General features: G+C 72.7%; 23 protein-coding genes. 6 read left to right on the top strand and 17 right to left on the bottom strand.

What is annotated here, in order from left to right:
- Position 1: 1 nt before the first annotated feature.
- The 3 genes from IEY93_RS09120 to IEY93_RS09110 all read left to right on the top strand — a co-directional run bounded on the left by IEY93_RS09120 (position 2) and on the right by IEY93_RS09110 (position 1,880).
- Positions 2–982 carry a hypothetical protein gene (locus IEY93_RS09120; RefSeq protein WP_189162538.1) on the top strand — a complete coding sequence of 327 codons (981 nt, stop codon included), beginning with the start codon at positions 2–4 and terminating at the stop codon, positions 980–982.
- A 91-nt stretch (positions 983–1,073) separates the two neighbouring features.
- Positions 1,074–1,463, top strand: a complete 390-nt coding sequence (locus tag IEY93_RS09115; protein ID WP_189162537.1) for a roadblock/LC7 domain-containing protein — start codon at positions 1,074–1,076, stop codon at positions 1,461–1,463.
- Between the two features lie 45 nt (positions 1,464–1,508).
- Positions 1,509–1,880 carry a hypothetical protein gene (locus tag IEY93_RS09110; RefSeq protein WP_189162536.1) on the top strand — a complete coding sequence of 124 codons (372 nt, stop codon included), beginning with the start codon at positions 1,509–1,511 and terminating at the stop codon, positions 1,878–1,880.
- A 74-nt stretch (positions 1,881–1,954) separates the two neighbouring features.
- On the opposite strand, the gene IEY93_RS09105 is transcribed toward IEY93_RS09110, so the two are convergent.
- Entirely contained in the window at positions 1,955–2,830 is an 876-nt protein-coding gene (locus IEY93_RS09105) for an alpha/beta fold hydrolase (protein WP_189162535.1), read from the bottom strand.
- A gap of 401 nt (positions 2,831–3,231) precedes the next feature.
- Positions 3,232–4,260: an LLM class flavin-dependent oxidoreductase gene (locus tag IEY93_RS09100; protein WP_443728972.1), complete on the bottom strand. Its 1,029-nt coding sequence runs from the start codon at positions 4,258–4,260 to the stop codon at positions 3,232–3,234.
- A 50-nt stretch (positions 4,261–4,310) separates the two neighbouring features.
- On the opposite strand from IEY93_RS09100, the gene IEY93_RS09095 reads away from it, so the two are divergent.
- Positions 4,311–4,496: a hypothetical protein gene (locus IEY93_RS09095; protein ID WP_189162534.1), complete on the top strand. Its 186-nt coding sequence runs from the start codon at positions 4,311–4,313 to the stop codon at positions 4,494–4,496.
- Between the two features lie 408 nt (positions 4,497–4,904).
- Entirely contained in the window at positions 4,905–6,329 is a 1,425-nt protein-coding gene (locus tag IEY93_RS09090; RefSeq protein WP_189162533.1) for an amidase, read from the top strand.
- A 70-nt stretch (positions 6,330–6,399) separates the two neighbouring features.
- On the opposite strand, the gene IEY93_RS09085 is transcribed toward IEY93_RS09090, so the two are convergent.
- The 15 genes from IEY93_RS09085 to IEY93_RS09015 form a co-directional block, all read right to left on the bottom strand.
- Positions 6,400–6,801 carry a hypothetical protein gene (locus tag IEY93_RS09085; protein WP_189162532.1) on the bottom strand — a complete coding sequence of 134 codons (402 nt, stop codon included), beginning with the start codon at positions 6,799–6,801 and terminating at the stop codon, positions 6,400–6,402.
- Positions 6,802–6,992: 191 nt separating this feature from the next.
- Positions 6,993–8,222 carry a hydrogenase expression/formation protein HypE gene (hypE, locus tag IEY93_RS09080; RefSeq protein ID WP_229690996.1) on the bottom strand — a complete coding sequence of 410 codons (1,230 nt, stop codon included), beginning with the start codon at positions 8,220–8,222 and terminating at the stop codon, positions 6,993–6,995.
- Positions 8,219–9,346: a hydrogenase formation protein HypD gene (hypD, locus tag IEY93_RS09075; protein ID WP_189162531.1), complete on the bottom strand. Its 1,128-nt coding sequence runs from the start codon at positions 9,344–9,346 to the stop codon at positions 8,219–8,221. The genes hypE and hypD overlap by 4 nt, the downstream gene beginning before the upstream one ends.
- A gap of 5 nt (positions 9,347–9,351) precedes the next feature.
- Entirely contained in the window at positions 9,352–9,603 is a 252-nt protein-coding gene (locus tag IEY93_RS09070) for a HypC/HybG/HupF family hydrogenase formation chaperone (RefSeq protein ID WP_372444505.1), read from the bottom strand.
- Complete coding sequence (locus IEY93_RS09065; RefSeq protein ID WP_189162529.1) at positions 9,578–9,970, bottom strand: hydrogenase maturation nickel metallochaperone HypA/HybF; 393 nt, start codon at positions 9,968–9,970, stop codon at positions 9,578–9,580. The genes IEY93_RS09070 and IEY93_RS09065 overlap by 26 nt, the downstream gene beginning before the upstream one ends.
- A gap of 3 nt (positions 9,971–9,973) precedes the next feature.
- A complete protein-coding gene (locus tag IEY93_RS39925) occupies positions 9,974–10,792 on the bottom strand; it encodes a hydrogenase maturation protease (RefSeq protein WP_203968658.1) in 819 nt (272 codons plus the stop codon).
- Positions 10,789–12,324, bottom strand: coding sequence for a hypothetical protein (locus IEY93_RS09055; protein ID WP_189162528.1), 1,536 nt, complete (start codon positions 12,322–12,324; stop codon positions 10,789–10,791). Before IEY93_RS09055 ends, IEY93_RS39925 begins: the two co-directional genes overlap by 4 nt.
- 80 nt (positions 12,325–12,404) lie before the next feature.
- The gene (locus tag IEY93_RS09050; RefSeq protein WP_189162527.1) at positions 12,405–13,037 is read right to left on the bottom strand and encodes a DUF6084 family protein; all 633 of its coding nucleotides are present in this window, start codon (positions 13,035–13,037) and stop codon (positions 12,405–12,407) included.
- Positions 13,034–13,804 carry a DUF5947 family protein gene (locus IEY93_RS09045; RefSeq protein WP_203968657.1) on the bottom strand — a complete coding sequence of 257 codons (771 nt, stop codon included), beginning with the start codon at positions 13,802–13,804 and terminating at the stop codon, positions 13,034–13,036. Before IEY93_RS09045 ends, IEY93_RS09050 begins: the two co-directional genes overlap by 4 nt.
- Positions 13,805–14,154: 350 nt before the next feature.
- Complete coding sequence (locus IEY93_RS09040) at positions 14,155–14,751, bottom strand: NifU family protein (RefSeq protein ID WP_189162526.1); 597 nt, start codon at positions 14,749–14,751, stop codon at positions 14,155–14,157.
- A 103-nt stretch (positions 14,752–14,854) separates the two neighbouring features.
- Positions 14,855–16,633 carry a nickel-dependent hydrogenase large subunit gene (locus tag IEY93_RS09035; RefSeq protein ID WP_189162525.1) on the bottom strand — a complete coding sequence of 593 codons (1,779 nt, stop codon included), beginning with the start codon at positions 16,631–16,633 and terminating at the stop codon, positions 14,855–14,857.
- 3 nt (positions 16,634–16,636) lie between these two features.
- Positions 16,637–17,722, bottom strand: coding sequence for an NADH-quinone oxidoreductase subunit B family protein (locus IEY93_RS09030; protein WP_189162524.1), 1,086 nt, complete (start codon positions 17,720–17,722; stop codon positions 16,637–16,639).
- An 11-nt stretch (positions 17,723–17,733) separates the two neighbouring features.
- Entirely contained in the window at positions 17,734–18,486 is a 753-nt protein-coding gene (locus tag IEY93_RS09025) for a D-sedoheptulose-7-phosphate isomerase (RefSeq protein ID WP_203968656.1), read from the bottom strand.
- Positions 18,473–19,102, bottom strand: a complete 630-nt coding sequence (locus IEY93_RS09020; RefSeq protein WP_189162523.1) for a D-sedoheptulose-7-phosphate isomerase — start codon at positions 19,100–19,102, stop codon at positions 18,473–18,475. The genes IEY93_RS09025 and IEY93_RS09020 overlap by 14 nt, the downstream gene beginning before the upstream one ends.
- Positions 19,103–19,237: 135 nt before the next feature.
- Positions 19,238–21,238, bottom strand: a complete 2,001-nt coding sequence (locus IEY93_RS09015; protein ID WP_189162522.1) for an erythromycin esterase family protein — start codon at positions 21,236–21,238, stop codon at positions 19,238–19,240.
- A gap of 721 nt (positions 21,239–21,959) precedes the next feature.
- On the opposite strand from IEY93_RS09015, the gene IEY93_RS09005 reads away from it, so the two are divergent.
- Positions 21,960–23,369 carry a family 2B encapsulin nanocompartment shell protein gene (locus tag IEY93_RS09005; RefSeq protein WP_229690995.1) on the top strand — a complete coding sequence of 470 codons (1,410 nt, stop codon included), beginning with the start codon at positions 21,960–21,962 and terminating at the stop codon, positions 23,367–23,369.
- Positions 23,370–23,507: the final 138 nt, after the last annotated feature.

The raw sequence follows: 23,507 nt of genomic DNA, 5'->3' as shown, positions 1-23,507 counted from the left end.
CTTGCCTTCCGTCCAGCGTCTGGAGGACGCCCTCACCGGCCTGGCCGGCGAACGCGTCACCGGGTCGCTCAAGGTCGGCCGCGCGGGGACGGTGTACCTCAGCGGCGGGCGGGTGACCTACGTGGAGAGCCCGAGCACCCCCGGCCCGCGGGATGCCGGCACCCCTCCAGGGGAACCGCCGCCGACCGAGGGCGAGCTGCAACTGGGCGTGCTCGGCGCGACGATGGACGCCGCGTTCTTCGTGCTGGCGGCCACCGGCGCACGGCACCGGTTCACCGAGGGGGAACGGCACCGGTACGGCGACCACTGGTACTTCGACGTGCCGGCGCTGTTCCAGGAATGCAGGCGCAGGAGGGCCCGGCTGGACCAGGTGTGGCCGCATCCCGAGGCGGACTCCCGGCCGGTGCTCCTGGCCCCGCGGACCACGGCCCAGCGTGTCGTGCTCACCCCCGTGCAGTGGGAGGTGCTGCTCGGCGCGGACGGCACGGCGACCCCGCTCGACCTCGCCCGGCGGCTCGGCCGGCCGGCGTACGCGGTCCTGCTCGCCGTCCGGCGGTTCGGCGCCGCGGGGCTGCTCCGGGAGCCGCCCTCCGGCACGCCCGTGACCGGCGTGGGAGAGCTGCCGAAGCGGGCCGGCCGCGCCCGGCCGTACGCCGACCGGTCCTCGGCCCCCGCCCGGCCGCCGGAATCCGGCTCGTCGGCGGAGGCCATGAACGGGCAGGTACGGGCAGCAGAGCCCGGACCGCGATCAGGGCAGGGAGCGGCGGCGCAGCCGGGACCGGAGGCCCGGCCGGGAACCGCGCCGGCACCGCAAGCCGGGACAGAACCGGAGGCGGAGCGGGGAACGGGGACCACGCCAGGGCCAGGAGAGGCAACGGAGGCCCTGCCGGGGCTGGGGCTGGGCGTGCCGGCGGTCAGTGGCGATTCCACCGATGTCAGCGTGCTGATCAGGCTGCGCGACGCGCTGGAGCGGCTGCTGTGACCCGCGCCGCGTACTCGGGCGCGACGGCGCAATGAGGCTGCGGCCGCTCAGGCGTACGGGCATGAGGCTACGCGCCGGAAAGAGGCTACCCATGGACCTACCGGATCTCCGCCGCGAAGTGGACGAGGAGCTGCGCCTGCTCCTGAAGCGCGTGGCGGAGCTGACCGGCGTGACGGTGTGCACGGTGGACGGGGTGCTCGTGACCTCGGACGTCCGCGCCGCCGCCGAGCAGGTGGCGGCGCTGAGCTCCGCGCTGCACGCGATGAGCCACCGCATGACCGCACTGGTCCAGGCCGGCGCCCTGGAGGAGACGTTGATCTCCGGCACCGGCGGCCACGTGGCGTGCTACGCCGCGGGGCCCACGCTCGTTCTCACCATCCTGGCCGCGCAGGGGGCGAATCTCGGCCTGTTGCGGATGGAGGGACGCAAGACGGCGGCACGACTGGCCGCCCTCGTCGAACGCGCGCCGGCCACGGGCTGAACCGCCCCGGCACGGCCCGCTCTCACCCCGAGAGAGGAACAGATCATGACAAGCATGGACGTCTCGCTCAAGGAGATGATGTCCGTCGACGGCGCGGTGGGCGCCGCGGTGGTCGACTACGGAAGCGGAATGGCGCTCGGCACCCTCGGCGGTTCCAAGGACCTCGACCTGCAGGTCGCCGCCGCGGGGAACACCGAGGTCATCAAGGCCAAGCTGCGCACGATGGAGGCCCTGCAGCTCAAGGACGGCATCGAGGACATCCTCATCACGCTCGGCGGGCAGTACCACATCATCCGGCCGCTGTCGGGCCGCGGCGGCCAGGGCCTGTTCCTGTACCTCGCGCTGGAGCGCGGCCGCGCGAACCTCGCGCTCGCCCGTCACTCGCTCCGCGCCATCGAGGAGAAGCTGGACATCTGACGCACATCCTGGCACCGGCGACGAGAGGAGCCTGAGCGATCGGGTGTGACCTGATCGCTCAGGCGGCCGGGAGGTCAGGGGCGGTGGGCGCGTTCGGTGAGTTCGGTGACGGCGGCCACGATGTCCGGCCACAGCGGGCGCGGCAGGTCGTGTCCCATCCCGGGGAAGGTCAGCAGCTTGGCGCCGGGGATGGCGTCCGCCGTGGCCACGCCGCCGGCGAGCTGGATCAGCGGGTCCGCCTCGCCGTGGATGACCAGCGCGGGCACCGTCAGCTCCGCGAGCCCGGCGGTGCGGTCGCCGGAGCCCTGGATCGCCGCGAGCTGGCGGGCGAACCCCGTCGGGTCGTTGGACCGGTCGTACCCCTCGCCGACCAGCAGCGCGAAGCGCTCCTCGTCCAGCGGGTAGCCGGGCGACCCGATGACCTTCCGCGAGGCGATCGCCTGGCGGATGACCGAGTCGCGGTCGGGGGCCGACTTCTCCAGCAGGACCGCGAGGGCCTCGGGGGTCGGCGGGCCGATGTGCAGAGCGGGCGTGGACATGATGGAGGTGAGGCTGAGCGTCCTGGCCGGGTGCCGGATGGCGAAGGCCTGGGCGATCATGCCGCCCATGGACGCGCCGAGCACGTGGGCGGTGTCCCAGCCGAGCACGTCCATCAGACCGGCCATGTCGTCGGCCATGTCGTCCAGCAGGTACGGCGGCGCCGCGACGACGTCGTCCGGCGTGTCGCCGAACCGCGGCACGCCGGCCTCGTGCAGGTGCGTCGACAGACCGGCGTCCCGGTTGTCGAAGCGCACGACGTGGTGCCCGCGCTCCGCGAACATCTCGCAGAGCTCCTCCTCCCAGCTGATCATCTGGGCGCCGAGGCCCATGACGAGTAGGAGCGGGCGGCCGGTGGGAGATCCGAAGGCGTCATAGACGATCTCGACGCCGTTGGTCATGGCGCGGTTCATGCGGACCAGAATCCCACTCTGTTTCGCCCGGCGACAAGCCGCCCGGCCGGTGGCGGCCACCGAGACCGCCTCGGCCGGTCGCGGTGGCGAGCACCGGCGCATCGGGCTTCTCCCTGGTCAGAAGGCCCGATCGGCCCCAGAGAGGTGTCTCACCGGTCCCCGGCCGCCTCCGCCCACCTGAGCTCGGCACCGGATGGTGTGCACAACTTCACCGGGTGGCAAGGCCGGCGTCGCGTCCACGTGGCCGGCCGCCGTGCCCTTCATGGACGACGGACCGCTCGAAAAGTCCCGGTCGTTCCACGTCCGGCCGGGCAGGGGACGCCTTCCTCGTTCGAGGATGTACCTCGGTTCCGGGCGGCGCGAACGCTCCGTCACGGGCGGTGCCGTTCCGGCGGGGAGGATCAGCAGGAGGCCCGGACTTTGGGGAGCACCTCGGCGCCGAGGCGGGCGATATTGCGGCGGGTCAGCGCCGGATCGCCCGCGCCCTCCACCAGGAGGACCAGGTGGCGCACGCCGGTGTTCGCGATCGTGGCCAGCATCGTGTCCGCGCAGTGCCCGGGTGAGCCGACCGGGTGCAGCCGGCAGAGCAGGTCGGCGTACTCCACCGGGTCCCTCGGGACGTAGGGGCGGTCGTCCACCGGCCGATAGCCCGCGAGCCCGGGGCCGAGCCACCGCGGCAGCGACGCCATCATCGTCGCCACCGCCTCCCGGGTCGTGTCCGCGACATAAGCCACCCCGGCCGCCAGGTGACCACTCTCCGCGACGGCATGCACGGTGTTCGGTGCCTTACGTGCCGCGGCGTACGCCTGGACCAGGGCGGCCTTCTCCTGGTCGCCGATGTGCATGCCGAGCAGCATGGGCAGCTCGCGCGCGGCGGCCAGCCGCACCGTCCCCGCCGAGGTCGCCGCCACCACCGGGCGCATCGGGGTGCCGGGACGGGGGACGATCTCGACCTCGCGGAACCGGAACCGCTCCCCCTCCCCCGCCACCCGTTCCCGGCCGAGCGCGGCGAGCAGCAGGTCCAGGCCCTCCTCGAAACCGTTCTCGTACCGGTCGAGCCCGGTGCCGAAGACCTCGAGGTCCACCCACGGCCCGCCCCGGCCGACGCCGAGCCGGAAGCGCCCGCCCGAGACCCGGTCGAGCAGTGCGGCCTGCTCGGCCAGTGCCACCGGATGCCAGGTCGACAGGACGCTCACCGCCGTACCGACCACCACCCGCTCGGTGCGGCCCAGCACGTACCCGGCCAGGGTGACCGCCGAGGGGCACACGCCGTAGGACATGAAGTGGTGCTCGGCGATCCACACGTCGTCGAATCCCGCCCGCTCCGCGGCCACCGCGGCGTCCACCGCGGCGGCGAGCGCATCCCCGTGCCCCATGCCCGGGAACCCCGCGACCGGCAGGAACACCCCGACCCGCACCTCATCGCCCATGCCTGACACCCTTTCACCGGCGCCCGCGATCATCCAGCATCGCCTGTGGGATGACGACGGCGAAGTGCGTCGTCAAGGCCGGCGACACGGACGAGGTGGCCGCGCTGACCGCCCGCGCCGTCTTCTACGCCCGGTGCGGCGCGCTGGAGGACCTGGCCTACGCCGTCGAAACGGGCCTGGAGGCCTACCTCACCAAGACCCTCGCCGCCCTCCCCTGGCTCTATCCTGCGCGATAGACCCCTGGGCCACGCGCGTCCCACCTCGACGTGAGCGGTCCTGCTGCGTACCCCGTTGACCTCGATGAACTGGCGGAAGTTCCAGGCCTGGATGGCCGGGCGAGGAGATCATCGAATGTCCGCCCGGCGCGGGGCGGGTCGCACGATCGTCCATGTCCGTCCCGGCGCGCGGGAAATCGAGTGGACCGCGGACGAGGCACCGTTACCATGGCGGTTATGTACCGAGCGTAGGACACCTCGATCACAGCAGGGGATGGCGCACCCGGAGCCGGCGAGCCCGGTGCGACGGCCATCCTCCGTTCACGTCTGCCGTCGACAGCGAGCCGCCGAGCCGCTGCCCGACCGGCTGAACGCAATCCACCTGTGAGCGATGTGCGGGCGTCCAGCACGCCCGGAAATGGATGATCCATGGAACTCCACGAGTACGCACGGTACGACGCCGTTGGTCTTCACGACCTCATCACCACAGGTGAGGTCACCGTCGAGGAGGTCGAGGCGACCGCCCGTACGGCCCTGGCCGAGGCGAACGCCCACGTGAACGGCCTGGCCATGCCGCTGTTCGACGCCCCGCTGTCCCACTCCGGTGATGGGCCGTTCGCCGGAGTGCCCTTCCTGATCAAGGACGCCGGGCCGATGGCGGAGGGCGTGCCGTTCTTCATGGGCAGCCGTGGCCTGGGCAACGTCCCGGCCCGGCACGACACCGAGCTCATGCGCCGTTTCCGTGGTGCCGGTCTGGCCACGCTCGGCCTGACGGCCATGCCGGAACTGGGGCTCAACTTCGCCACCGAACCGGTCAGGACCGGAGCGGTACGCAACCCGTGGAACCCCGAGCGCGGCGCCGGAGGGTCCAGCGGGGGCGCGGCCGCACTCGTGGCGGCAGGAGCCGTCCCGCTCGCCCACGCCAGCGACAGCGGCGGATCCATCCGCGTTCCCGCCTCCTGCTGCGGCCTGGTCGGGCTCATGCCCTCGCGGGGGCGCACCTCGTGCGGGCCCAACCTGGGGGAACCCATTTTCGGGCTCTCCTACGACTTCGCCGTGACGCGTACCGTCCGCGACGCCGCCCGGTTGCTGGACGCGCTCCGCGGACCCGGCGTGGGCGACAAGTACACCGCCCCGCCGCCCGGCCGGCCGTTCGCCGACGAGCCCGGCGCCGATCCCGGCCGGCTGCGCATCGCGCTCATGACGCGGCCCTGGTCGGAGGTTCCGGTCGACGCGGAGGTGGCCGCCGCCACCACGCGGGCCGCACATCTGCTGGAGGAACAGGGGCACCATGTCGAGGAGGCGCGCCCCGCGCTGGACTGGGACATGGTCATCGAGGCCATGGTGGCGCCACATATCGCCTTCCTGGCCGGTGTCTTCCGCCACGTGCCGCGTCCGCCCGACCCGGCGCTGCTGGAAGGCATGACCCGGCGGATGTTCCAGGAGACCGCCACCTTGACGGTGCTGGACCTGATGGCCGCCTTCGACGCGCAGAACCGGATCAGCAGGGCCGTCGGCGGCTTCTTCACCACCTACGACCTGCTGGTCACTCCCACCGTGGCCCGGCTGCCCCTGCCGCACGGGACGCTGCGCTACGACACCCCGGACCACACCGTGGCCGGCTGGGTCCGCTCGGTCTTCGACTACGGGCCCTTCACCGCGGTGTTCAACATCACCGGCCAGCCCGCGATCAGCCTCCCGCTCGGCCAGAGTGCGGACGGGCTGCCCATCGGCGTGCAGATCGTGGCGGCGTACGGCCGGGAAGACCTCCTGCTGCGCGTCGCCGGCCGGTTCGAGCAGACCGCGCCGTGGCGCGCCAGGGTTCCACCGCTCTCGTGCGTACGAGCAGCCTGACGCCATGTGTCGCATGCCCGTGACCGCGCCGCGGATCGTGGTGCGGTCACGGGCGTGGCGTCCGCTCGGGTCAGCCGGCCTGGTCGCCGGAGGGGAGGAAGGGGCTCTCCTCGTCGATCGGGCCGGACCGCCCGACGCCGGTGTGCTGCTCCGGGGCCGCGATGCCGACCGGGCGGCGGGCGGGGCCCTCGTGGCCGATCCGGCGGCGGCCGCGGTCCTCCTTGCGGGAGGCGATGTGCTCGCCGCGCGCGGTGGCGCTCGCGCCGACGCCGAGCGGCGAGGTGGCCTCGGTGTCCATCGGGGACACGCCGTGCCGTTCCACCTCGCTCATCACCCGCGGCGGGCGGTAGCCGCCACGTGGCGGGCTGTCGAACGCGCGGTCGCCCGCGGTGGCGACGTCCCGATGGACCTGCCTGCGGATCTCCTCCATGTCCGGCGTGCCGCCGGTGCCGGACCGTCGCCGCTGCGCCATCGTGACCACCCCCGTGGAGGATGACCGTCACCGGCCATCAAATAAGACATCTGCCACCACAAAGGGATATACCCATCTATTCAGCAATGGATAGGGCCCGCCTGGCAGCGACCAGCCTGTTCGTCGATCTCCTCGACGACCGCGGCACGGTGGTCACTTGGCACGGGGGCGGCGGGTGCGGCGGGCAGCGGTCAGCAGATGCGCGGCAGCGGGTCGCCGACCAGGACGTCGACGATGCGGGTGCCACCGAAACCCGTCTTGAGCAGGACCAGCCCGGGTGGGTCCTCGGCGACACGGCCCACGACGGCGGCCTCCTCGCCGAGCGGGTGTGACCGCAGCGCGGCCAGCGCGGCGTCCGCCGACTCCCCCGCCACCACGGCGACCATCCGGCCCTCACAGGCCACGTACAGCGGGTCGATGCCGAGCAGCTCGCACGCGCCGCGCACCACCGGCCGCACAGGAACGGCCTCCTCCGTAATGATCACCGCGACCTCGGACGACCGGGCGATCTCGTTGAGCACGGTGGCCACCCCGCCCCGGGTCGCGTCCCGCAGGCACCGCACCCGCCCGTCCGGGCATGCCTCCAGCAGCCGGGCGGTCAGCCCGTTGAGCGGCGCGGTGTCGGAGACCAGCTCGGCCTCGATGTCGAGCCGGCCGCGCGCGAGCATGACCGTGACGCCGTGCTCGCCGATCGGCCCGGACACGATGACCGCGTCACCGGGACGGACGGCGTCGGCGCCGAGCCGGACTCCCGATGGCACCATGCCGACGCCTGCCGTGGTGATGTAGCAGCCGTCGGCCTTTCCGCGCTGGACCACCTTGGTGTCACCCGTGACGATGGTCACCCCCGCCGCCCGCGCCGCGCCGGCCATGGTCGTGGCGATGCGGCGCAGGTGCTCGACCGGGAAGCCCTCCTCGATGATGAACGCGGCCGACAGGTGCGCCGGCCGCGCCCCGCACATCGCCAGGTCGTTGACGGTGCCGTTGACGGCCAGGTCGCCGATGTCGCCACCGGGGAAGAACAGCGGGGTCACCACGTAGGAGTCGGTGGTGAACGCCAGCCCGCCCGTCGTCGCCGGGCCCCCCGCCCCGCCGCCGACCGGCTCCCCGACGTCCAGGCTCACCCCGTCCGGGGCCCGGCCGTGCGCGGCCTCGCCGTCCAGTCCTCCCCCGTTCTGGGCTCCGCCGTCCGGGGCCTCACCGTCCGGCGGGGCGGTGCCGGGATGGAGGTCCAGCACGGCGCCGTCGGCCAGCGGCTCCAGGTGCGGGTTGCGGAAGGACGGCAGGAAGACGGCCTCGACCAGGGTGCGGCTCGCCTTGCCGCCGGCGCCGTGCGCGAGGGTGACGAGCTCCTCCCGCAGCCGGGGCCTGCTGCGGCGCGCGCGTTCGATGCGCTCCAGGACCAGCTCCTCGCGGTTCACGTGCGTGTCGCCTCCTTGACCCGGTCGCGCGAGAAGCGGCCGAAGTTGTAGTACGCGGCGCAGGCGCCCTCGGAGGACACCATGCAGGTGCCGATCGGCGTCTCGGGGGTGCAGGCGGTGCCGAACACCTTGCACTCCCACGGCTTGAGCACGCCCTTGAGCACCTCGCCGCACTGGCAGGCCTTGGGGTCGGCGACCCGGGCGCCGGGGACCTGGAAGATCCGCTCGGCGTCGAACTCGGCGTACCGCTCGCGCAGGCACAAGGCGGAGTCGGAGATGAAGCCGAGGCCCCGCCATTCGAAGTGCGGGCGCAGCTCCATCACCTCGTTGATCACCGCGAGCGCCTTGGGGTTGCCGTTCCAGGGCACCACCCGGCCGTACTCGTTCTCCACCTCGGCCCGTCCCTCGGCGAGCTGGAGCAGGTTGCGGTGGACGGCCTGCAGGACGTCCAGCGGCTCGAAGCCGGCGACCACGATCGGCTTGCCGTACTCGCCCGGGATGAACTCGTACGGCCGGCAGCCGATCACGGTGGAGACGTGGCCGGGGCCGATGAACCCGTCGAGCCGCAGGCCGGGCGAGTCCAGGATCGCCTTGATGGCCGGAATGATCGTCACGTGGTTGCAGAAGACCGAGAAGTTCGCGATGCCCTCGGACGCGGCGCGCATGATGGTCATCGCGGTCGACGGGGCGGTGGTCTCGAACCCGATGGCCAGGAAGACCACTCGCTTATCCGGATTGTCGCGCGCGATCTTCAGGGCGTCCAGCGGCGAGTAGACCATGCGGACGTCCGCGCCGCGCGCCATGGCGTCCAGGAACGAGCCGTTGCCGCCGGGGACGCGCATCATGTCGCCGAACGTCGCCATGATCACGCCGGGCTGCGCGGCGATGGCGATCGCGTCGTCCACCCTGCCCATGGGGATGACGCACACCGGGCAGCCGGGGCCGTGGACCAGCGAGATCCCTTCGGGCAGGTAGTCCTCCAGGCCGTGCTTGTAGATCGTGTGGGTGTGCCCGCCGCACACCTCCATGAACTTGTACGCGCGGCCGGGCTCGCACAGGCCGGCGATGCGGGCGGCCAGCGCCCGCGCCATGCCCGCGTCGCGGTACTCGTCGACGAACCGCATCGGCCTCACCCCTGCTCGATCACCGAGTCGCGCAGGGCCGCGATCTCGTCCTCGTAGGCCTGGCCGATGCTCTCCAGGAAGTCGAGCGCCGACCGGGCCTCCGCCTCGTCGATCTTGGACAGCGCGAAGCCGACGTGGATGAGCACCCAGTCGCCCGGCGCGAGCGGCTCTCCCTCAAGCAGGCCGATGTTGATGGCCCGCCGTACCCCGCTGACGTCGACCTTGGCCAGGTCAGGACGATCCGACAGGATTTCCACGATCTCCCCGGGAATCCCCAGGCACATGGGTCGCCTCCGCGAGCTGGATGGATTCGAGGACGAGATCGTCGCCGCCCTCGGTGTCGACATCGGTGGTGCCACAGGCCGGGCACACCGCATAGGGGTCCACCGAGGTGGTGGTGGTCCCGCAGTCCCGGCAGGTGAGCCGTACGGGGAGGGTGACCAGGTCGAGGCGGGCGCCCTCGGCGAGCGTCCCCTCGGTGACCAGGCTCCAGGCGTCGTTGATGGACGGTTCCGCGACGCGGAGCAGGGCTCCCACCTGCACCCGCGCCCGGCGTACCCGCCGGCCGTCCGCACGCTTCTCGACGGCGGCGAGGATCGACTCGGCGATCCCGAATTCGTGCACGGTCTACCTCTTCTCGATCTCAAGGTCGGTGTCCGCCACGCCGCGCCCGCCGCCGCCCGCGCCTTGCGGGCGGCGGGCGGGGGCGGGCTCGGCGGCGGTCGCGGGGGCGGCGCTCACATCTGGCGGATCTTCATGTACCGCTTGATGTCGGGGATCGACCGGTACACGATGACGCCGATCCCCACCATGACGGTCAGCGTGAACAGATGCCTCATCCGCCATCTCCTCTCCTGTGTGCTCTTCCGCACCGCCTCCGGTACGGACTCCTTGGCGGCCGGCCGTACGGTCCGCCGCGCGGCTCGCCGTCGGGGCCACCGCGCGGGCTCCCCCGGCGCCGGCGGCAAGCTCGGCCGAGATCTCCGGCGGGAGGTCCGCGATGAGGTCGAGGACGAGGTCCGCCGCCGGGCCGACCGCCGCGGCGACCGGCGGGCTCAGCTCCATGCCGGGCGAGACGTCCGCCGGCGCGCACCCGACGAGCAGGACCGGGACCACGGGCCGGCCGAACGTCCCGGCCAGCGCGAGGACCGCGTCCGGGGTCATGTCGTGGGCGTCGACGAACGTGCCGGGCGCCTGGTCGGGCGAGGGCAGCAGTACGCGCAGGGTGCCGGGCGGGTCGTCCCGGGCCGCCACGGTGTCGACCAGGACGGCCAGGTCGTACCGGCCGCCGGTCAGCTCGTAGGCCAGGTGGACGCCGCGGATGCCGAAGTCGGACACCATGACCCCCTCGGGGACGCCGGCGGCGGCCAGGTGCCGGGCCACGGCGACGCCGAAGCCGTCGTCGCCGAGGAACACGTTGCCGACCCCCGCGACCAGGACGTTCATCGCTCCGCCTCCCCGCCGCCGGCCGCGACCGGCTCCACCTCGTCGGGGGCGAAGTACAGGAATCTGCCGTGCGAGCGGTGCAGGTCGGCGCCGGGGTCGTCCTCCAGGACGACGGCCAGGTAGCTCCCGCCGTCGACGTCGCGCAGCACCGCCTCGACCTGCGCGGTCCGGCCGGTGAGGAACATGTCGTGGGCGTCGGCGCGGCGCGCGCCCGGGGCCAGCCGGACGCGACTGCCCCGGCCGATCTCCACCCCCGCGACGGTCACCCGGCCGCCGTCGATCCCCTCGGTCCATGGACCGGCCAGGAGGTCACCCATCGGATCACCCGGGGAACCGGGCGACGGATCGGCCATCGGCCCGGCCGCCGGTCGCGACGGCGCCGCCGCGGACCCGTCCACCGGTCGCGATGACCCCGCAGGGGATCCGTCCACTGATCGCGATGACGTGCCCCGCCGGACGGGTCCGCCGGCGGGACCCGCCTGCCGGCCAGGGCCGGGCGCGCCGGAGGGCGAGGGCACCGCGGGCGTCCGCGCGACCGGGCCGAGGTGGCGGATCGCGCCGTGCAGGCGGTCCAGCAGCTCGGGCGGCAGCTCCCCGGCCCGGTCGATGATCTCGGCCGCGCGCGGATCGGTGGCCCGCGCCTCGCGCTTCTCCGCTTCGGTGAGGGTGTGCGTCCGCAGGTGGAGCAGCTCGTCGATCTCGGTGCCGTCGAACAGCTCGCCAGGGCTCTCCGGGGCGATGCCCGGGTGGTCGTACAGGATGATCGGCGACGACAGCACGGCGTCGCGGTGCCCGGGTCCGCCGACGAGCACCGGGAAGGTGCCGGCGTTGCGGCAGCCCTCGGCGGCGCGGCGGGCCCACTCCGGTGGGTCCACGAGCGACAGGAACGACCCGGCCGTCACGCCGAGCACGAGGTGGGCGGCCACGAGCGAGTGCCGCAGCGCCTCCTCCCGGGTGGCCGCGGGCGGCGCCTCGGCGGCGTTCTCGACCCGCACCCGCAGTTTGAGCAGCCCGTACGGGCCGTCCTGCCGCTCGGCCGCGAGCCGGAGCACCGCCCGCACCGGCCGATGGACGGTGACGACGCGACCGGCGACCTGCCCGGACGCGGCCACGATCGGCTCCTCGGCCCGGTCGCCGGGCAGCCGTACCGGGATGACCCGCTCGGCGCCGAGCAGTCCCGGCATCGGTACGACGGCCTCCACCTGGCGCGCGGTGGCCTCGTCGAACGTGAGGTGGGTGGTGCCGTCACAGGTCAGCTCGGCGACCGGTGTGAAACCGCCGTCCCGCGCCCGCTCGACCCTGCGCTCCTTGACGTGCAGGAACCGCAGGCGCAGGCGCAGCAGGGCGTGCGCGCAGCCGTCCAGCAGGCATTCGGTCACGCTCGCGGACGGCTCCCCCGTCTCGGTGTACGCGGGCGGCACCAGCACGCCGAACTGCCAGCGCACGCGGTTCTTCACGGCGGAGGCCCGGTAGGGGTAGAGGAGGTACCCCTCGTACAGGACCGCGTCGGCCACCGCGCGGGCGAGGTCCATCGCCCCGTTCCTCCGCGGCCGTCCCTGCGCGGCCTCGGACGGCGACCGCGCCGGTCGTGGACCCGGCGCTCCTCCGGCGCTCATCCGCGGGCCTCCTTCAACAGGGCTTCCATGGCCTCGTCCCAGGTGGGCAGGGCGCGCTCGGACTTGAAGCGCTGCAGTGCCCGGAGCGTCCCGGTGCCCAGGCGCAGCCAGCCGCCGCCGGGGAAGTAGCGGTCGAGCATCTCGCGCCACACCTCGACCGGCAGGCCCTGGCGCGCCTCGCGGTCCCACGGCACCTGCCGTACGGTGAAACCCTCCCCGTCCCTGGCGAACACGGTGCCGCTGAACAGCAGCAGCAACGGCACCTCGCCGTCGTCCAGGGCGGCGAAGTACTTGCCGGCGGCCACCTCCAGGTCGTAGCCGCACGGCACCGGCAGGTCGATCTCCGTGCCGCCGGTGAACCTCGGCACCAGCGTGGAGACGTTGGCGAACACCAGCGGGCGCAGCGTCTCGCCCCATCGGGACGGGTCCCCGAACAGGTCGGCGAGCAGTTCGCTCTCCGCAGGGGCGTACCGGCGCCGCTGGGGCTCGATGCGGATCTGGCAGCGCAGCGCGATGGCGTGCACGGCGTCCTGCTCGGGCGCGGTGATCGCGAGCCGGAACAGCAACGTCGGGAAGGCGCCGTAGGGATCGGCACGCACGCCACGGCACTCGAAGCCGATCTCACTCATGGCCGCGCCTCCCGTCCCGCGCCGTCACCGGCGCAGGCTCGTCCAGAACCCGGACCGCTCCCCTGCCGCCCGCCCGCATCGCCACCACGACCCCGGTCACCACCGGACGCTCCGCGCGTGCGAGCGGCAGCGGACGCGGCGAGATCGGGTCCGGCGGGACGACCGGTCTCGGCGATCACTTCGCCGCGGCGGCGGAGCCGGTCGAAGAAGGCGTCGATGGCCCGCGCCGCCTCCGGCCCGCCCTGGAACCCCTTCCAGTGCACGCGCACCAGCCCGACCAGCTCGTAGCAGGCGTCGATCGGGACCAGATAGCAGGCGAAGCCGTCCTCGCGGCGGTCCACGAGGTACGCCTCGACGTCCGGCCGGGCCGTTGGCAGGCCGGGGTTGGCGGCCAGCACCCGGTCCCAGGCGGACAGGTCGAGCAGCGACTCGGTGGCGCCGCCCGGGCTGGGATAGAACGCCACGAACCGGCCGAGGGCCGAGTTGTGGAACAGGAAGGCCGTGCGCACCGGGATCTGCAGTTCCGTCCAGTCGGCCTCGCTCATCCGCAGCGACGGGACGTACAGGTAGCGCTCGGGAACCGCCTGGTAGCGGCCCTGGACGACGGTCCCGCCGGCCGAGAGCAGCATGCGGCAGGCGCCGCAGACGCACAGCAGGGCCCGGGTGCCGGTGTCCACGGCGTGGCCGTGCCGCTCGTCCAGCGGCTCGGCGCACATCTCGCACGCCTCCTTCTCGGGCGTGCGCGGCTCCCGGAACCGCCGCAGCACCAGCGGACCCCCCTGGCCCGCCTCGGACGCTCCCCCGGCATCGGAAATTTCAGGTCCTGCCCCACCGCTACCGGACGTCCCAGAGCCGGCTGCCCCCGCCCCGGACGGCCCAGGACCGGAGGAAGTCCCAGAACCGGACGTTCCAGGACCGGAGGAAGTCCCAGAACCGGACGTTCCACGGGCAGAGGAAGTCCCAGGGGTGGACATTCCGGGGGCGGATGTCATCCGCCCGGACGTCGCAGGACCGGAGGAAGACCCAGGGGCGGACGTTGCGAGGCCGGAGGACGTTTCGGCGCCGGACGGTGCCGCGTCGGACGTACCGGGGCCGGACGTTCCGGGGGGCGGTGCGGTCATCGCGCGGCCTCCTCAGGGAGAGGACGGGAGTCCGGGGGGCGGCGCTGGATTTGTAGCAGGGGCGGCTCGGGCTCGGCCGGGGCCTCGACCTCCAGCCGGGTCACCTCGGGGGCGGCGCGCAGCACCGCGCGTTCGACGGCCCCGGCGACCGTGGCCCGGGACGAGGCGCAGCCGTGGGAGCCGCCGGACAGACGCAGCCGCACCACCCCGCCCGGGTCGACGCCGAGCAGCTCCACCCCGCCCTCCCGCGGACCGAGGGCGGGGTGGAGCTCGGAAAGCGCGGCGCGCACCCGCTCCTCGGTGCCGAGCGGGTGCAGGTCGTGCAGAACGAGCAGCCCGGAGACCAGCTCGTCTCCGGTCAGCCCGCGCAGCACCTCGGCGGCCTCCGCCCCGACCACGATGTCCATGATCCGCTCCAGCCCCGCGCCGTACAGGCCGACCAGGCTGCGCACCAGCTCTTCGGCGCGGGCCCGGGCCGCGGGGTCGGCGAGCGCGCCCAGCTCGTCGATCAGCGCCTCGACCCGCTCGCCGGCCGCCCGCACGTCCAGCGCCTGCCGCCGCCGCGGCGCGCCGCCGCCGCGCTCGCCCGGCACCCCGTGAGCGCCGGAACGATCACCCGCATGCGGGCCAGGACGCCCGCCGGGCCCCGGCTGCGGTGCGGGGCGATCGGCGGGCGCCGGTCGCGGGGCGGGGCGCTCAGCCGGCATCGAAGGCATGAGGAGTGTGGACCTTGCGAAGCTCCCGGCCCTGGCCGAGGGACATGTGCACCCCGCACGGCAGGCACGGGTCGAAACTGCGGATCGCGCGCATGATGTCGATGCCCTTGAAGCTGTCCGGTGGGTTCTCCTCGAAGATGGGCGTGTTCTGCACGGCGTCCTCGTACGGCCCCGGAGTGCCGAGGCTGTCGCGGGAGCTGGCGTTCCACGGCGTCGGCGGGTACGGATGGTAGTTCGCGATCTTGCCGTTCCTGATGACCATGTGGTGGGAGAGGACGCCGCGCACCGCCTCGGTGAACCCGCAGCTGATCGCCTCCTCGGGCACCTCGAACGGCTCCCAGGTCTGCGTGTGCCCCCGCCGCACCTCGTCCAGGCCCTTCTCGGCGAAGTACAGGGCGCAGGCGGCGGCGTACGCCTGGAAGTAGGTGCGGGCGCGGTTGCGTTCGATCGCGTTGGACAGCGGCTCACCGTTGTGCCGGGGGATCTTCCACTCGAACGTGGTCTCCGGCTTGGTCGCGGTCCGCGGCAGGCGGATGATCACGCTGTGCCCGGTGGCCTCGATGCCCCCGATGTCGACCCGGCCGTTCAGCGCGGTCGACCAGAGCCGGGCGATCGGCCCGCCGCCGGTGTCCAGCGGCAGCATGTCCTTGCCGTCGAACCAGCGGGGCGACATGACCCAGCTGTACTTGTCGGCGAAGTCGCGCTTCTGCGGGCGCGGGATCGTGTACTGGTTCCAGGGGTGCCGCATGTCGACCGGGTTGCCGAGCGGGTCGTGGGTGACGAACGGCTCCTGACCCGCCCAGTCGTCGTAGTAGGAGCTGCCGAGCAGGATGCGCATGCCGAGGTTGATGTCCACCAGGTCGTTGGTGACCAGCTCGCCGTCGACGATGACGCCCGGCGTGACGAACGCCTCCCGGCCCCAGTCGCCCATGTTCGCGTAGGTGAAGTCGCAGTGGTCCGGGTTCTGCAGGGTGCCCCAGCAGCCGAGCAGCACCCGCCGCCGGCCGACCTCCTCGTACCCGGGCAGCGCCTCGTAGAAGAAGTCGAACAGGTCGTCGTGCATCGGCACGACCTTCTTCATGAACTCCACGTACCGCATGAGCCGGGTCAGGTAGTCGGTGAACAGCTGCACCGTGGCGATCGTGCCGACCCCGCCGGGGTAGAGGGTGGAGGGGTGGACGTGCCTGCCCTCCATCAGGCAGAACATCTCGCGGGTGACCCGGCTCATCACCAGCGCCTCGCGGTAGAACTCCCCTTCGAGCGGGTTGAGCGCGCGCATGATGTCGGCGATCTTGCGGTAGCCGTGCGCGGCGGCGTTCGGGGACTCGGTGCGCTCGGCCTGCTCCAGCACCCCCGGGTTGGTCTCGCGGACCATCCGCTCGCAGTAGTCCACCCCGACCAGGTTCTCCTGGTAGATGCAGTGGTCGAACATGTACTCGGCGGACTCGCCCAGGTTGATGATCCATTCGGCCAGCGCGGGCGGGCGCACCCCGTAGGCCATGTTCTGGGTGTAGACCGAGCAGGTGGCGTGGTTGTCGCCGCAGATGCCGCAGATGCGGCTGGTGATGAAGTGCGCGTCGCGGGGGTCCTTGCCCTTCATGAAGACGCTGTAGCCCCGGAAGATCGACGAGGTGCTGTGGCACTCGGCGACCTCTCTGGCCTTGAAGTCGATCTTGGCGTAGACGCCGAGGCTGCCGACGATGCGGGTGATCGGGTCCCAGGCCATCTCGACCAGGTCGCGGTTCTTCTCGGTGGTCATGTGTCAGCTCCAGGGCGCGCGGTAGCCGGTGAGCAGGGCGCGGCCCTTGGCCCGCCACTTCGGCTCCTTGTCGACGGTGTGCAGCGTGATCTCGCGCAGCTTGCGGATGAGGACGCCGTACACGGTGCTGACCGAGGAGGACACCATCGCCCCGGGCGGCTCGTCCATGAACGGCATGAACTTGTCCGGGAAGCCGGGCATGGTGCAGGCGATGCAGATGCCGCCGACGTTCGGGCAGCCGCCCAGGCCCATCATCCAGCCGCGCTTCGGCACGTTGCACTTGACGACCGGCCCCCAGCACCCGATCTTCACCAGGCACGTGGGCGAGTCGTAGGCCATGGCGAACTGGCCCTGCTCGTAGTACCCGGCCCGGTCGCACCCCTCGTGGACGGTCTGGCCGAACAGCCAGGTCGGGCGCAGCGCCTCGTCCAGCGGGATCATCGGGGCCTGCCCGTTGAGCTGGAAGAGCAGGTACAGCAGGGTCTCGGACATGTTGTCCGGCTGGACCGGGCAGCCCGGCACGTTGACGATCGGGATGCCGGCCTTGGACCGCCAGTCCCAGCCGAGGTAGTCGGCCAGCCCCATCGACCCGGTCGGGTTGCCCGCCATGGCGTGGATGCCGCCGTAGGTGGCGCAGGTGCCGGTGGCGACCACGGCGGTCGCCTCGGGGGCCAGGATGTCCAGCCACTCGGGCAGGGTCATCGGCTGGCCGGTCTCGGGGTTGTTGCCGAACCCCGACCAGTACCCCTCCTGCTTGATCGACTCGTTGGGGATCGAGCCCTCCACGACCAGTACGAACGGGTCCAGCGCGCCGCGCGCGGCCAGGAAGTACCAGTCGATCATGGCGTCGGCGCCCTGCATCGGCCCGCTGTGCATGTCGATCAGCGGCCAGTGGATGTCCACCGCGGGCAGCCCCGGGATCGCGCCGAGCGCGATGTCCTCGATCGCGGGCTGCGTCGCCGCGGTGAGCGACACCGAGTCGCCGTCGCAGCTCATGCCGGCGTTGAGCCAGAGGATGTGGACCAGGGGCTCGCCCTGCTCCCGTTCCCTGCGCTCGGCGGCCTCCGTCTTGGTGGTCCTCGTGGTCATGTCCGCCTCCCTCACTCGTGGCCGGCGTCCGCGGGCGCCTTGGCGCCCGGCCGCGCGACCTGACCCGCGACCGGCGCCGCCGGGCCGTCCAGCAGGTGCTGCGTGACCTCCCAGAGCACGTGGTAGATCGTCGTCTGTGCCTCCTGGATGCGGTGCACGGACGTGGACGGGATGACGAAAAGGTGGTCCAGGACGTCCAGCTCGGCCAGCTCGGCGAACCGCCCGCCCTGGTAGCCGGCCAGACCGATGGTGAGCAGCCCTCGCCCCCGCGCCTCTTCGAACGCCTGGACGAGGTTGGCGGAGCCGCCGCTGGTGGACAGCCCGAACGCGATGTCGCCGGGCCGGGCCAGCGCGGCGATCTGCCGGGCGAAGACGACGTCGAAGCCCACGTCGTTGGACAGGGCCGTGACCACGGCGACGTCCGAGGTGAGCGCGAGCGCCGGCAGCGGACGTCCGAAGCGGGGACGCAGATGGAGGGTGGCGACCTCCTGGGCGTCGGTGCTGCTGCCGCCGTTGCCGAAGGTGAACAGCCGGCCGCCGGCCGCGAAGCGTCCGGCCATGTCCCGCGCGCACGCGGCGAGGCGCTCGGCGTGCATCTCGCCCACCTGGGCGCGCAGCCGCAGGATCTCCCCGGCCTTGGTCACGGTGGAGCGCACGGCCTGCTCCTCCAGCTCGGCGCGCTCGCCCGCCGTCCCCTCGCCCGGCCCGCGCAGGAAGGGGTACAGGCGGCGCATCCCCTCGGCCGCCTCGTCAGCCCCGCCCATCGGCGCCTCCCTGGGCGTCCGGGCGGGTGCGGGCGTGGAAGACGTGCACCAGTTCCCACAGGACGTGGTACATGGTCACGTGGATCTCCTTGACCACGGCGGGGTCGGCGGACCCGGCGATGAGCACGTGGTCGACGGCGGTGCTGCGCGCGATGGCGCCACCCTCGGCGCCGAGCAGGGCCATGGTGAACAGGCCCAGCTCGTGGGCGGTCTCCAGCCCTTTCAGCACGCTCGTGCACCAGCCGTCCGGCGAGACGCCGAGCGCCATGTCGGCCGGCCCGGCCCACTGCCGCACCTGGTGGGCGAAGACCTCGGCCAGCCCGTCGCGGGCGCCGACCGCCGAGACGGTGGCCGCGTCGTTGCCGAGCGCCATCGCGGGCAGGGCCCGCTTGCCGACGATGACCGGATGCATGAACTCGACGGCGATGTGCGAGGCGTCGGTGCCCGCGCCGCCGTTGCCGAAGACGATGAGCTTGCCGCCGCGGTGGAACCGCTCGGCCATGGCCCGGCACGCGCGGGTGATGCGCTCGGCGTCCTCCGCGAGCCGGCGTCCCGCGGGCTCCCGCCTGGCGAAGGCTTCGCTGACCGCCTCGCGCGTGGTCGACGTCCCAAGCATGTTCACGCTCCGTTATGTACCGTAGTCGCCAGGCTACGATCCGTACACATGGCACCGACACCCCAAGCCGGACAACCCGCAGTAAAGGCTTGATCCCCGGCACCTGGCCGGCACCGCACGCAGAGCGGCGGGGCCTCAGGCGCCGGAGGGGAAGTCGCGCGGGAGCGGGCCGAGCTCCCATTCGCCGGCCCCGTCGAGCGGCTCGACCGCGCGGGTCTCGTCGAAGTGCAGCACCGCGTCGAACTCATCGCGCAGCCGCGCACGGAAGTAGTGCCGGCCCCGCTCGGACCTGGGGCGGTACACCGCCGGGATCATCCGCTGCGGCCGCGCGGAACGCAGCACGTCCGAGCTGCGCGGGGCCGCGGCGAACCAGACCAGGAAGCGCTTCTCGCCGACCTCGTGGAACAGCTCCTCGACGCTGTCGGACAGCGCCGGGCGCAACCAGGTGCGCCGGGGCTCGCCTCCCCACTCGCCGGCCGCGGTGACCGCGCCGGTGTAAGTGGTCATGCCGATGATCCGGCAGGCGTCTCCGTGCTCCTCGCGGACCAGCCGGCCGAGATTGACCTCGCCCCGGCAGGCCGCCTCGGTCGCGCTCGCGTCCCCGGCGTGCGCGTCGTGCGCCCATACGACGATCTTCGCGGGCGAGCCGCGTTGCCGGCCGAGGTGCGCGGCCAGGGTGTCCAGCGTGGTCGCCATGTGGCGGTCGCGGTGGTTCCACGCCGAGATGCGGCCGCGCAGCAGCGAGCGGAAGTGCTCGCCGGCCTCCCACATGGCCGCCTCGTCGAGCTGGGCCGCGAACAGCTCGTCCTGCGGCAGCAGGCCTCCCTCACGGGTCGCGTGCGCCGCCGCACGCCGCCGCTCCAGCAGCCAGGTGATCATCTCCTCCTCGTCGCCTCCGCCGTCCCGGCAGGCGGGGCTGAACCCGTACGGCCGGTCTTCCGGGCCGATGTGGTCGAAGGCGGCGTACTGCTCGCGGGCGCGGGCCGCGGCCTCGGGATCGGTACCCTCCAGGTACGCCACGATCTCGTGCACGCCACGGTGCGCGCCGTGCACGTCCAGCCCGTAGAAGCCGGCCCGGCCGGACGGCGCGCCGTCGTTGTGCTCGCGCAGCCAGCCGACGAAGTCGAGCACCACGGCGTTGCGCCACATCCACCGCGGGAACGCCTCGAAGCCGCGCAGCGCCTCCTCGGCGGTCCGGTCCGCGCCGTGTCCGTGGACGTACCGGTTGACCCGGTAGGCGTCCGGCCAGTCGGCCTGCACGGCGACGGCGCAGAAACCCCGTTCCTCGATCAGGCGCCGGGTCAGGGCGGCCCGCGCCGCGTGGAACTCGTGCGTCCCGTGGGAGGCGCCGCCGATCAGGACGAAGCGCGCGTCGCCCACCAGGTCGAACAGCACCTGCGCCGCGGGGGCGGCGTTCTGCACCGGCACGGCCTCCGCGCGCAGCGCGGCGACCTCCCCCGGCCCCTGAGCGGCCGCCCTGGCCGGCGCGGACGTCGCCGACGCGCGCAGCAGGTCGCGTACGTCCTCCAGGGTCACCTCGGCGTACTCCCAGTAGGAGGTGTCGGGCACGAAGAACGGCGAGGGGGTGGTGGCGATGACCACTTCGTCCGCCATCTCCCGCAGCTCATCGTGGGTGGCCGCGGAGCAGGCGGGCAGCGCGACGACGACCCGGGCGGGCCGCAGCCGCCGCAGGGCCTTGAGCGCGGCCTTCAGGGCCGACCCGGTGGCCAGGCCGTCGTCCACGAGGATGACCTCCCTGCCCTCGACCGGCCGGGCCGGCGCACCCTGCCGGAAGTGCCGCTCCCAGTGGGCGATCTCGCGTCCCTCCCAGCTCGCGACGTGCTCGACGACCTCCGGCGGGATGGCCAGCCCTCGGACCACGTCGTCGTCGAGCGCGATCTCACCGTCCCCGGCGATCGCGCCCATGGCGAGGTCCTCTTGCCCGGGGACGCCGAGCGTGCGGGTGACGAAGACGTCCAAGGGCGCGCCGAGCGCTCTGGCCACCTCGTACCCGACCGGGGCGCCGCCGCGGGGCAGCGCGAGCACCAGCAGGCCGGGCCGGCCGCGATAGTGGTCGAGCAGGCCGGCCAGCGCCCGACCGGCATCTCTGCGGTCGTAGAAGAGGCGGTCCGACATGCGGCCTCCCTGACGTGCGCGGAGGCGGACCACCCCCCGTGGCACGGCACTCGCCGGCGCCGTCCGGGGCGGCCCGGCCCATAACGACGAGCCTACGCCTTCTCTTCGCCGCCCCCTGGCCCGCCGGTCTCGGCGCCACGCGGACTTGGGAAATCCCACCAAAAACCGCTTATCCCTTGAGGGTCGCCAAATGCCATAATTCCCCGCTGTACTGAAATAGTGGCCACAAAGGTTTTCCGGCGGTGAATCTCTTTCGCCCCATCGCCCGCCGGGCAGGAGAAACCGTAATTGACACGCTGAAGATCGTGGCCCCATAATCGATGGGTCCGCGCCGGCCAGGGAAAGCGGCGGACGACAAGACCCCCCGTTTCGACGTACACGACCATTCCCCCGACCCCGGCGAACAGCGCGCACTTCACGGCGTTCGACCGATTCATCCTGGCCATCCAGTGCTTCATCCGATTCCCCGGTACGCTCCGCCCCCGCTCCCGGAGAACACCGAGGCATCCGGCCGTCCGCGTTTTCCATGGCGTGCGGATGAGCCCGCAATACGGCCGGCCCGGCCGCACCACGGCGCCCGCAACCGCCGTACCAACCGCACGATCCGGGCGACCGGCAAGCCCTTCCACTGCGCACCGCACGACCCGGAGCCATCCGGGAAATCTCGCTCCTGCTTTCAGCGTGTTCCTCGTTCGATGCGATAGGGATTGGTGGTGCGGTCGTGACCCAGACGACCAGTGAGACGACAGGCACGGAAAACGGCAGGCCGCAGCAGAGCCTGGCCACTGCGGCGGCGCGCAACCTGGCGACGACCACCAAGTCGCAGCCGCAGATGCAGAACATCTCCTCCCGGTGGCTGCTGCGCATGCTGCCCTGGGTCAACACCCCCGGCGGCGCCTACCGCGTCAACCGCCGCCTCACCTACGCCATCGGGGACGGGCGGCTGAGCTTCACCAACCAGGGCAACGACGTACGGGTCGTCCCCCCTGAGCTGCGCGAGCTCGCGTTGCTGCGCAGCTTCCCCGACGACGGCATCCTTGAGGCCATGGCCGGCCGCTTCACCCAGCACCAGCACGAGCCCGGCGACACCATCGCGCAGCTCGGCGAGGCCGCCGACGGGCTGATCCTCATCGCGCACGGCAAGGTCAACAAGATCGGCGTCGGCGAGTACGGCGAGCAGACCACCCTGGCCGTCCTGGCCGACGGCGAGTACTACGGCGACCACGCCCTGGCCGACGCCGATCCGGCACCCTGGGAGCACACGATCAGGGCGGTCACCCCCACCACCACGCTCACCCTCTCGCGCCAGGCGTTCCTGGAGCTGATGGACCAGGCCCCCGTGCTGCGCGAGCACGTGGAGGAGCAGCGCCGCAACCCGCGGCCCCCGCACAACAAGCACGGCGAGGCCGCCATCGAGATCACCTCGGGCCACTCCGGCGAGCCCGCGCTGTCGACCACGTTCGTGGACTACGAGGCCAACCCGCGCGAGCTGGAGCTCAGCGTGGCGCAGACCGTCCTGCGCATCCACACCCGGGTCGCCGACCTGTACAACCAGCCGATGAACCAGACGCAGGAGCAGCTCCGCCTCACCATCGAGGCGCTGCGTGAGCGCCAGGAGCACGAGCTGATCAACAACCCCGGGTTCGGGCTGCTGGCCAACACCGACCTGCGCCAGCGCATCCAGACCCGCACCGGCCCGCCCACCCCCGACGACCTGGACGAGCTGCTGTGCCGCCGCAGGAAGTCGCACTTCTTCCTGGCCCACCCGCAGACGATCGCGGCGTTCGGGCGCGAGTGCAACCGCCGCGGCATCTACCCCGACACCGTCCAGTTGCTCGACCACACCGTCCCCGCCTGGCGCGGCGTCCCGCTGCTGCCGTGCAACAAGATCCCCATCACCAAGACCCGCACCAGCTCGATCTTGGTGATGCGGGTCGGGGAGGACGACCAGGGCGTCATCGGCCTGCACCAGACCGGCCTGCCCGACGAGTACGAGCCGAGCCTGTCGGTGCGCTTCATGGGCATCGACGATCGGGCCATCATCTCCTACCTGGTCAGCGTCTACTACTCGGCCGCCGTTCTGGTGCCGGACGCGCTCGGCGTGCTGGAGCACGTCGAGATCGGCCACTGAGCCGAGCTTCGCCACCCGACGTCGCGGCCGCCCGCCGACACCGCTCAGGCATCGACGCCCTGAGCGGCCGCCGGCGTCCGCGGTCGGCGGCCGACGTCGAGATCGGCAGCCGGTGACGTGCGACCGGGCATGCCGTTC

Origin of the sequence: Sphaerisporangium melleum (assembly GCF_014646695.1) — a bacterium.
Lineage (GTDB): Bacteria > Actinomycetota > Actinomycetes > Streptosporangiales > Streptosporangiaceae > Sphaerisporangium > Sphaerisporangium melleum.
The sequence above is the reverse complement of the archived record's forward strand: the minus strand, read 5'-3'. Positions and strand labels throughout refer to the sequence as shown.

What these genes read in the sequence shown, in the direction of transcription:
- IEY93_RS09115 (WP_189162537.1), top strand. Translation starts at nt 1,074, where the DNA reads ATGGACCTACCGGATCTCCGCCGCGAAGTGGACGAGGAGCTGCGCCTG.
- IEY93_RS09110 (WP_189162536.1), top strand. Translation starts at nt 1,509, where the DNA reads ATGACAAGCATGGACGTCTCGCTCAAGGAGATGATGTCCGTCGACGGC.
- IEY93_RS09105 (WP_189162535.1), bottom strand. Translation starts at nt 2,830, where the DNA reads ATGAACCGCGCCATGACCAACGGCGTCGAGATCGTCTATGACGCCTTC.
- IEY93_RS09100 (WP_443728972.1), bottom strand. Translation starts at nt 4,260, where the DNA reads ATGGGCGATGAGGTGCGGGTCGGGGTGTTCCTGCCGGTCGCGGGGTTC.
- IEY93_RS09095 (WP_189162534.1), top strand. Translation starts at nt 4,311, where the DNA reads ATGACGACGGCGAAGTGCGTCGTCAAGGCCGGCGACACGGACGAGGTG.
- IEY93_RS09090 (WP_189162533.1), top strand. Translation starts at nt 4,905, where the DNA reads ATGGAACTCCACGAGTACGCACGGTACGACGCCGTTGGTCTTCACGAC.
- IEY93_RS09085 (WP_189162532.1), bottom strand. Translation starts at nt 6,801, where the DNA reads ATGGCGCAGCGGCGACGGTCCGGCACCGGCGGCACGCCGGACATGGAG.
- hypD (WP_189162531.1), bottom strand. Translation starts at nt 9,346, where the DNA reads ATGCGGTTCGTCGACGAGTACCGCGACGCGGGCATGGCGCGGGCGCTG.
- IEY93_RS39925 (WP_203968658.1), bottom strand. Translation starts at nt 10,792, where the DNA reads ATGAACGTCCTGGTCGCGGGGGTCGGCAACGTGTTCCTCGGCGACGAC.
- IEY93_RS09055 (WP_189162528.1), bottom strand. Translation starts at nt 12,324, where the DNA reads ATGGACCTCGCCCGCGCGGTGGCCGACGCGGTCCTGTACGAGGGGTAC.
- IEY93_RS09050 (WP_189162527.1), bottom strand. Translation starts at nt 13,037, where the DNA reads ATGAGTGAGATCGGCTTCGAGTGCCGTGGCGTGCGTGCCGATCCCTAC.
- IEY93_RS09035 (WP_189162525.1), bottom strand. Translation starts at nt 16,633, where the DNA reads ATGACCACCGAGAAGAACCGCGACCTGGTCGAGATGGCCTGGGACCCG.
- IEY93_RS09030 (WP_189162524.1), bottom strand. Translation starts at nt 17,722, where the DNA reads ATGACCACGAGGACCACCAAGACGGAGGCCGCCGAGCGCAGGGAACGG.
- IEY93_RS09025 (WP_203968656.1), bottom strand. Translation starts at nt 18,486, where the DNA reads ATGGGCGGGGCTGACGAGGCGGCCGAGGGGATGCGCCGCCTGTACCCC.
- IEY93_RS09020 (WP_189162523.1), bottom strand. Translation starts at nt 19,102, where the DNA reads ATGCTTGGGACGTCGACCACGCGCGAGGCGGTCAGCGAAGCCTTCGCC.
- IEY93_RS09015 (WP_189162522.1), bottom strand. Translation starts at nt 21,238, where the DNA reads ATGTCGGACCGCCTCTTCTACGACCGCAGAGATGCCGGTCGGGCGCTG.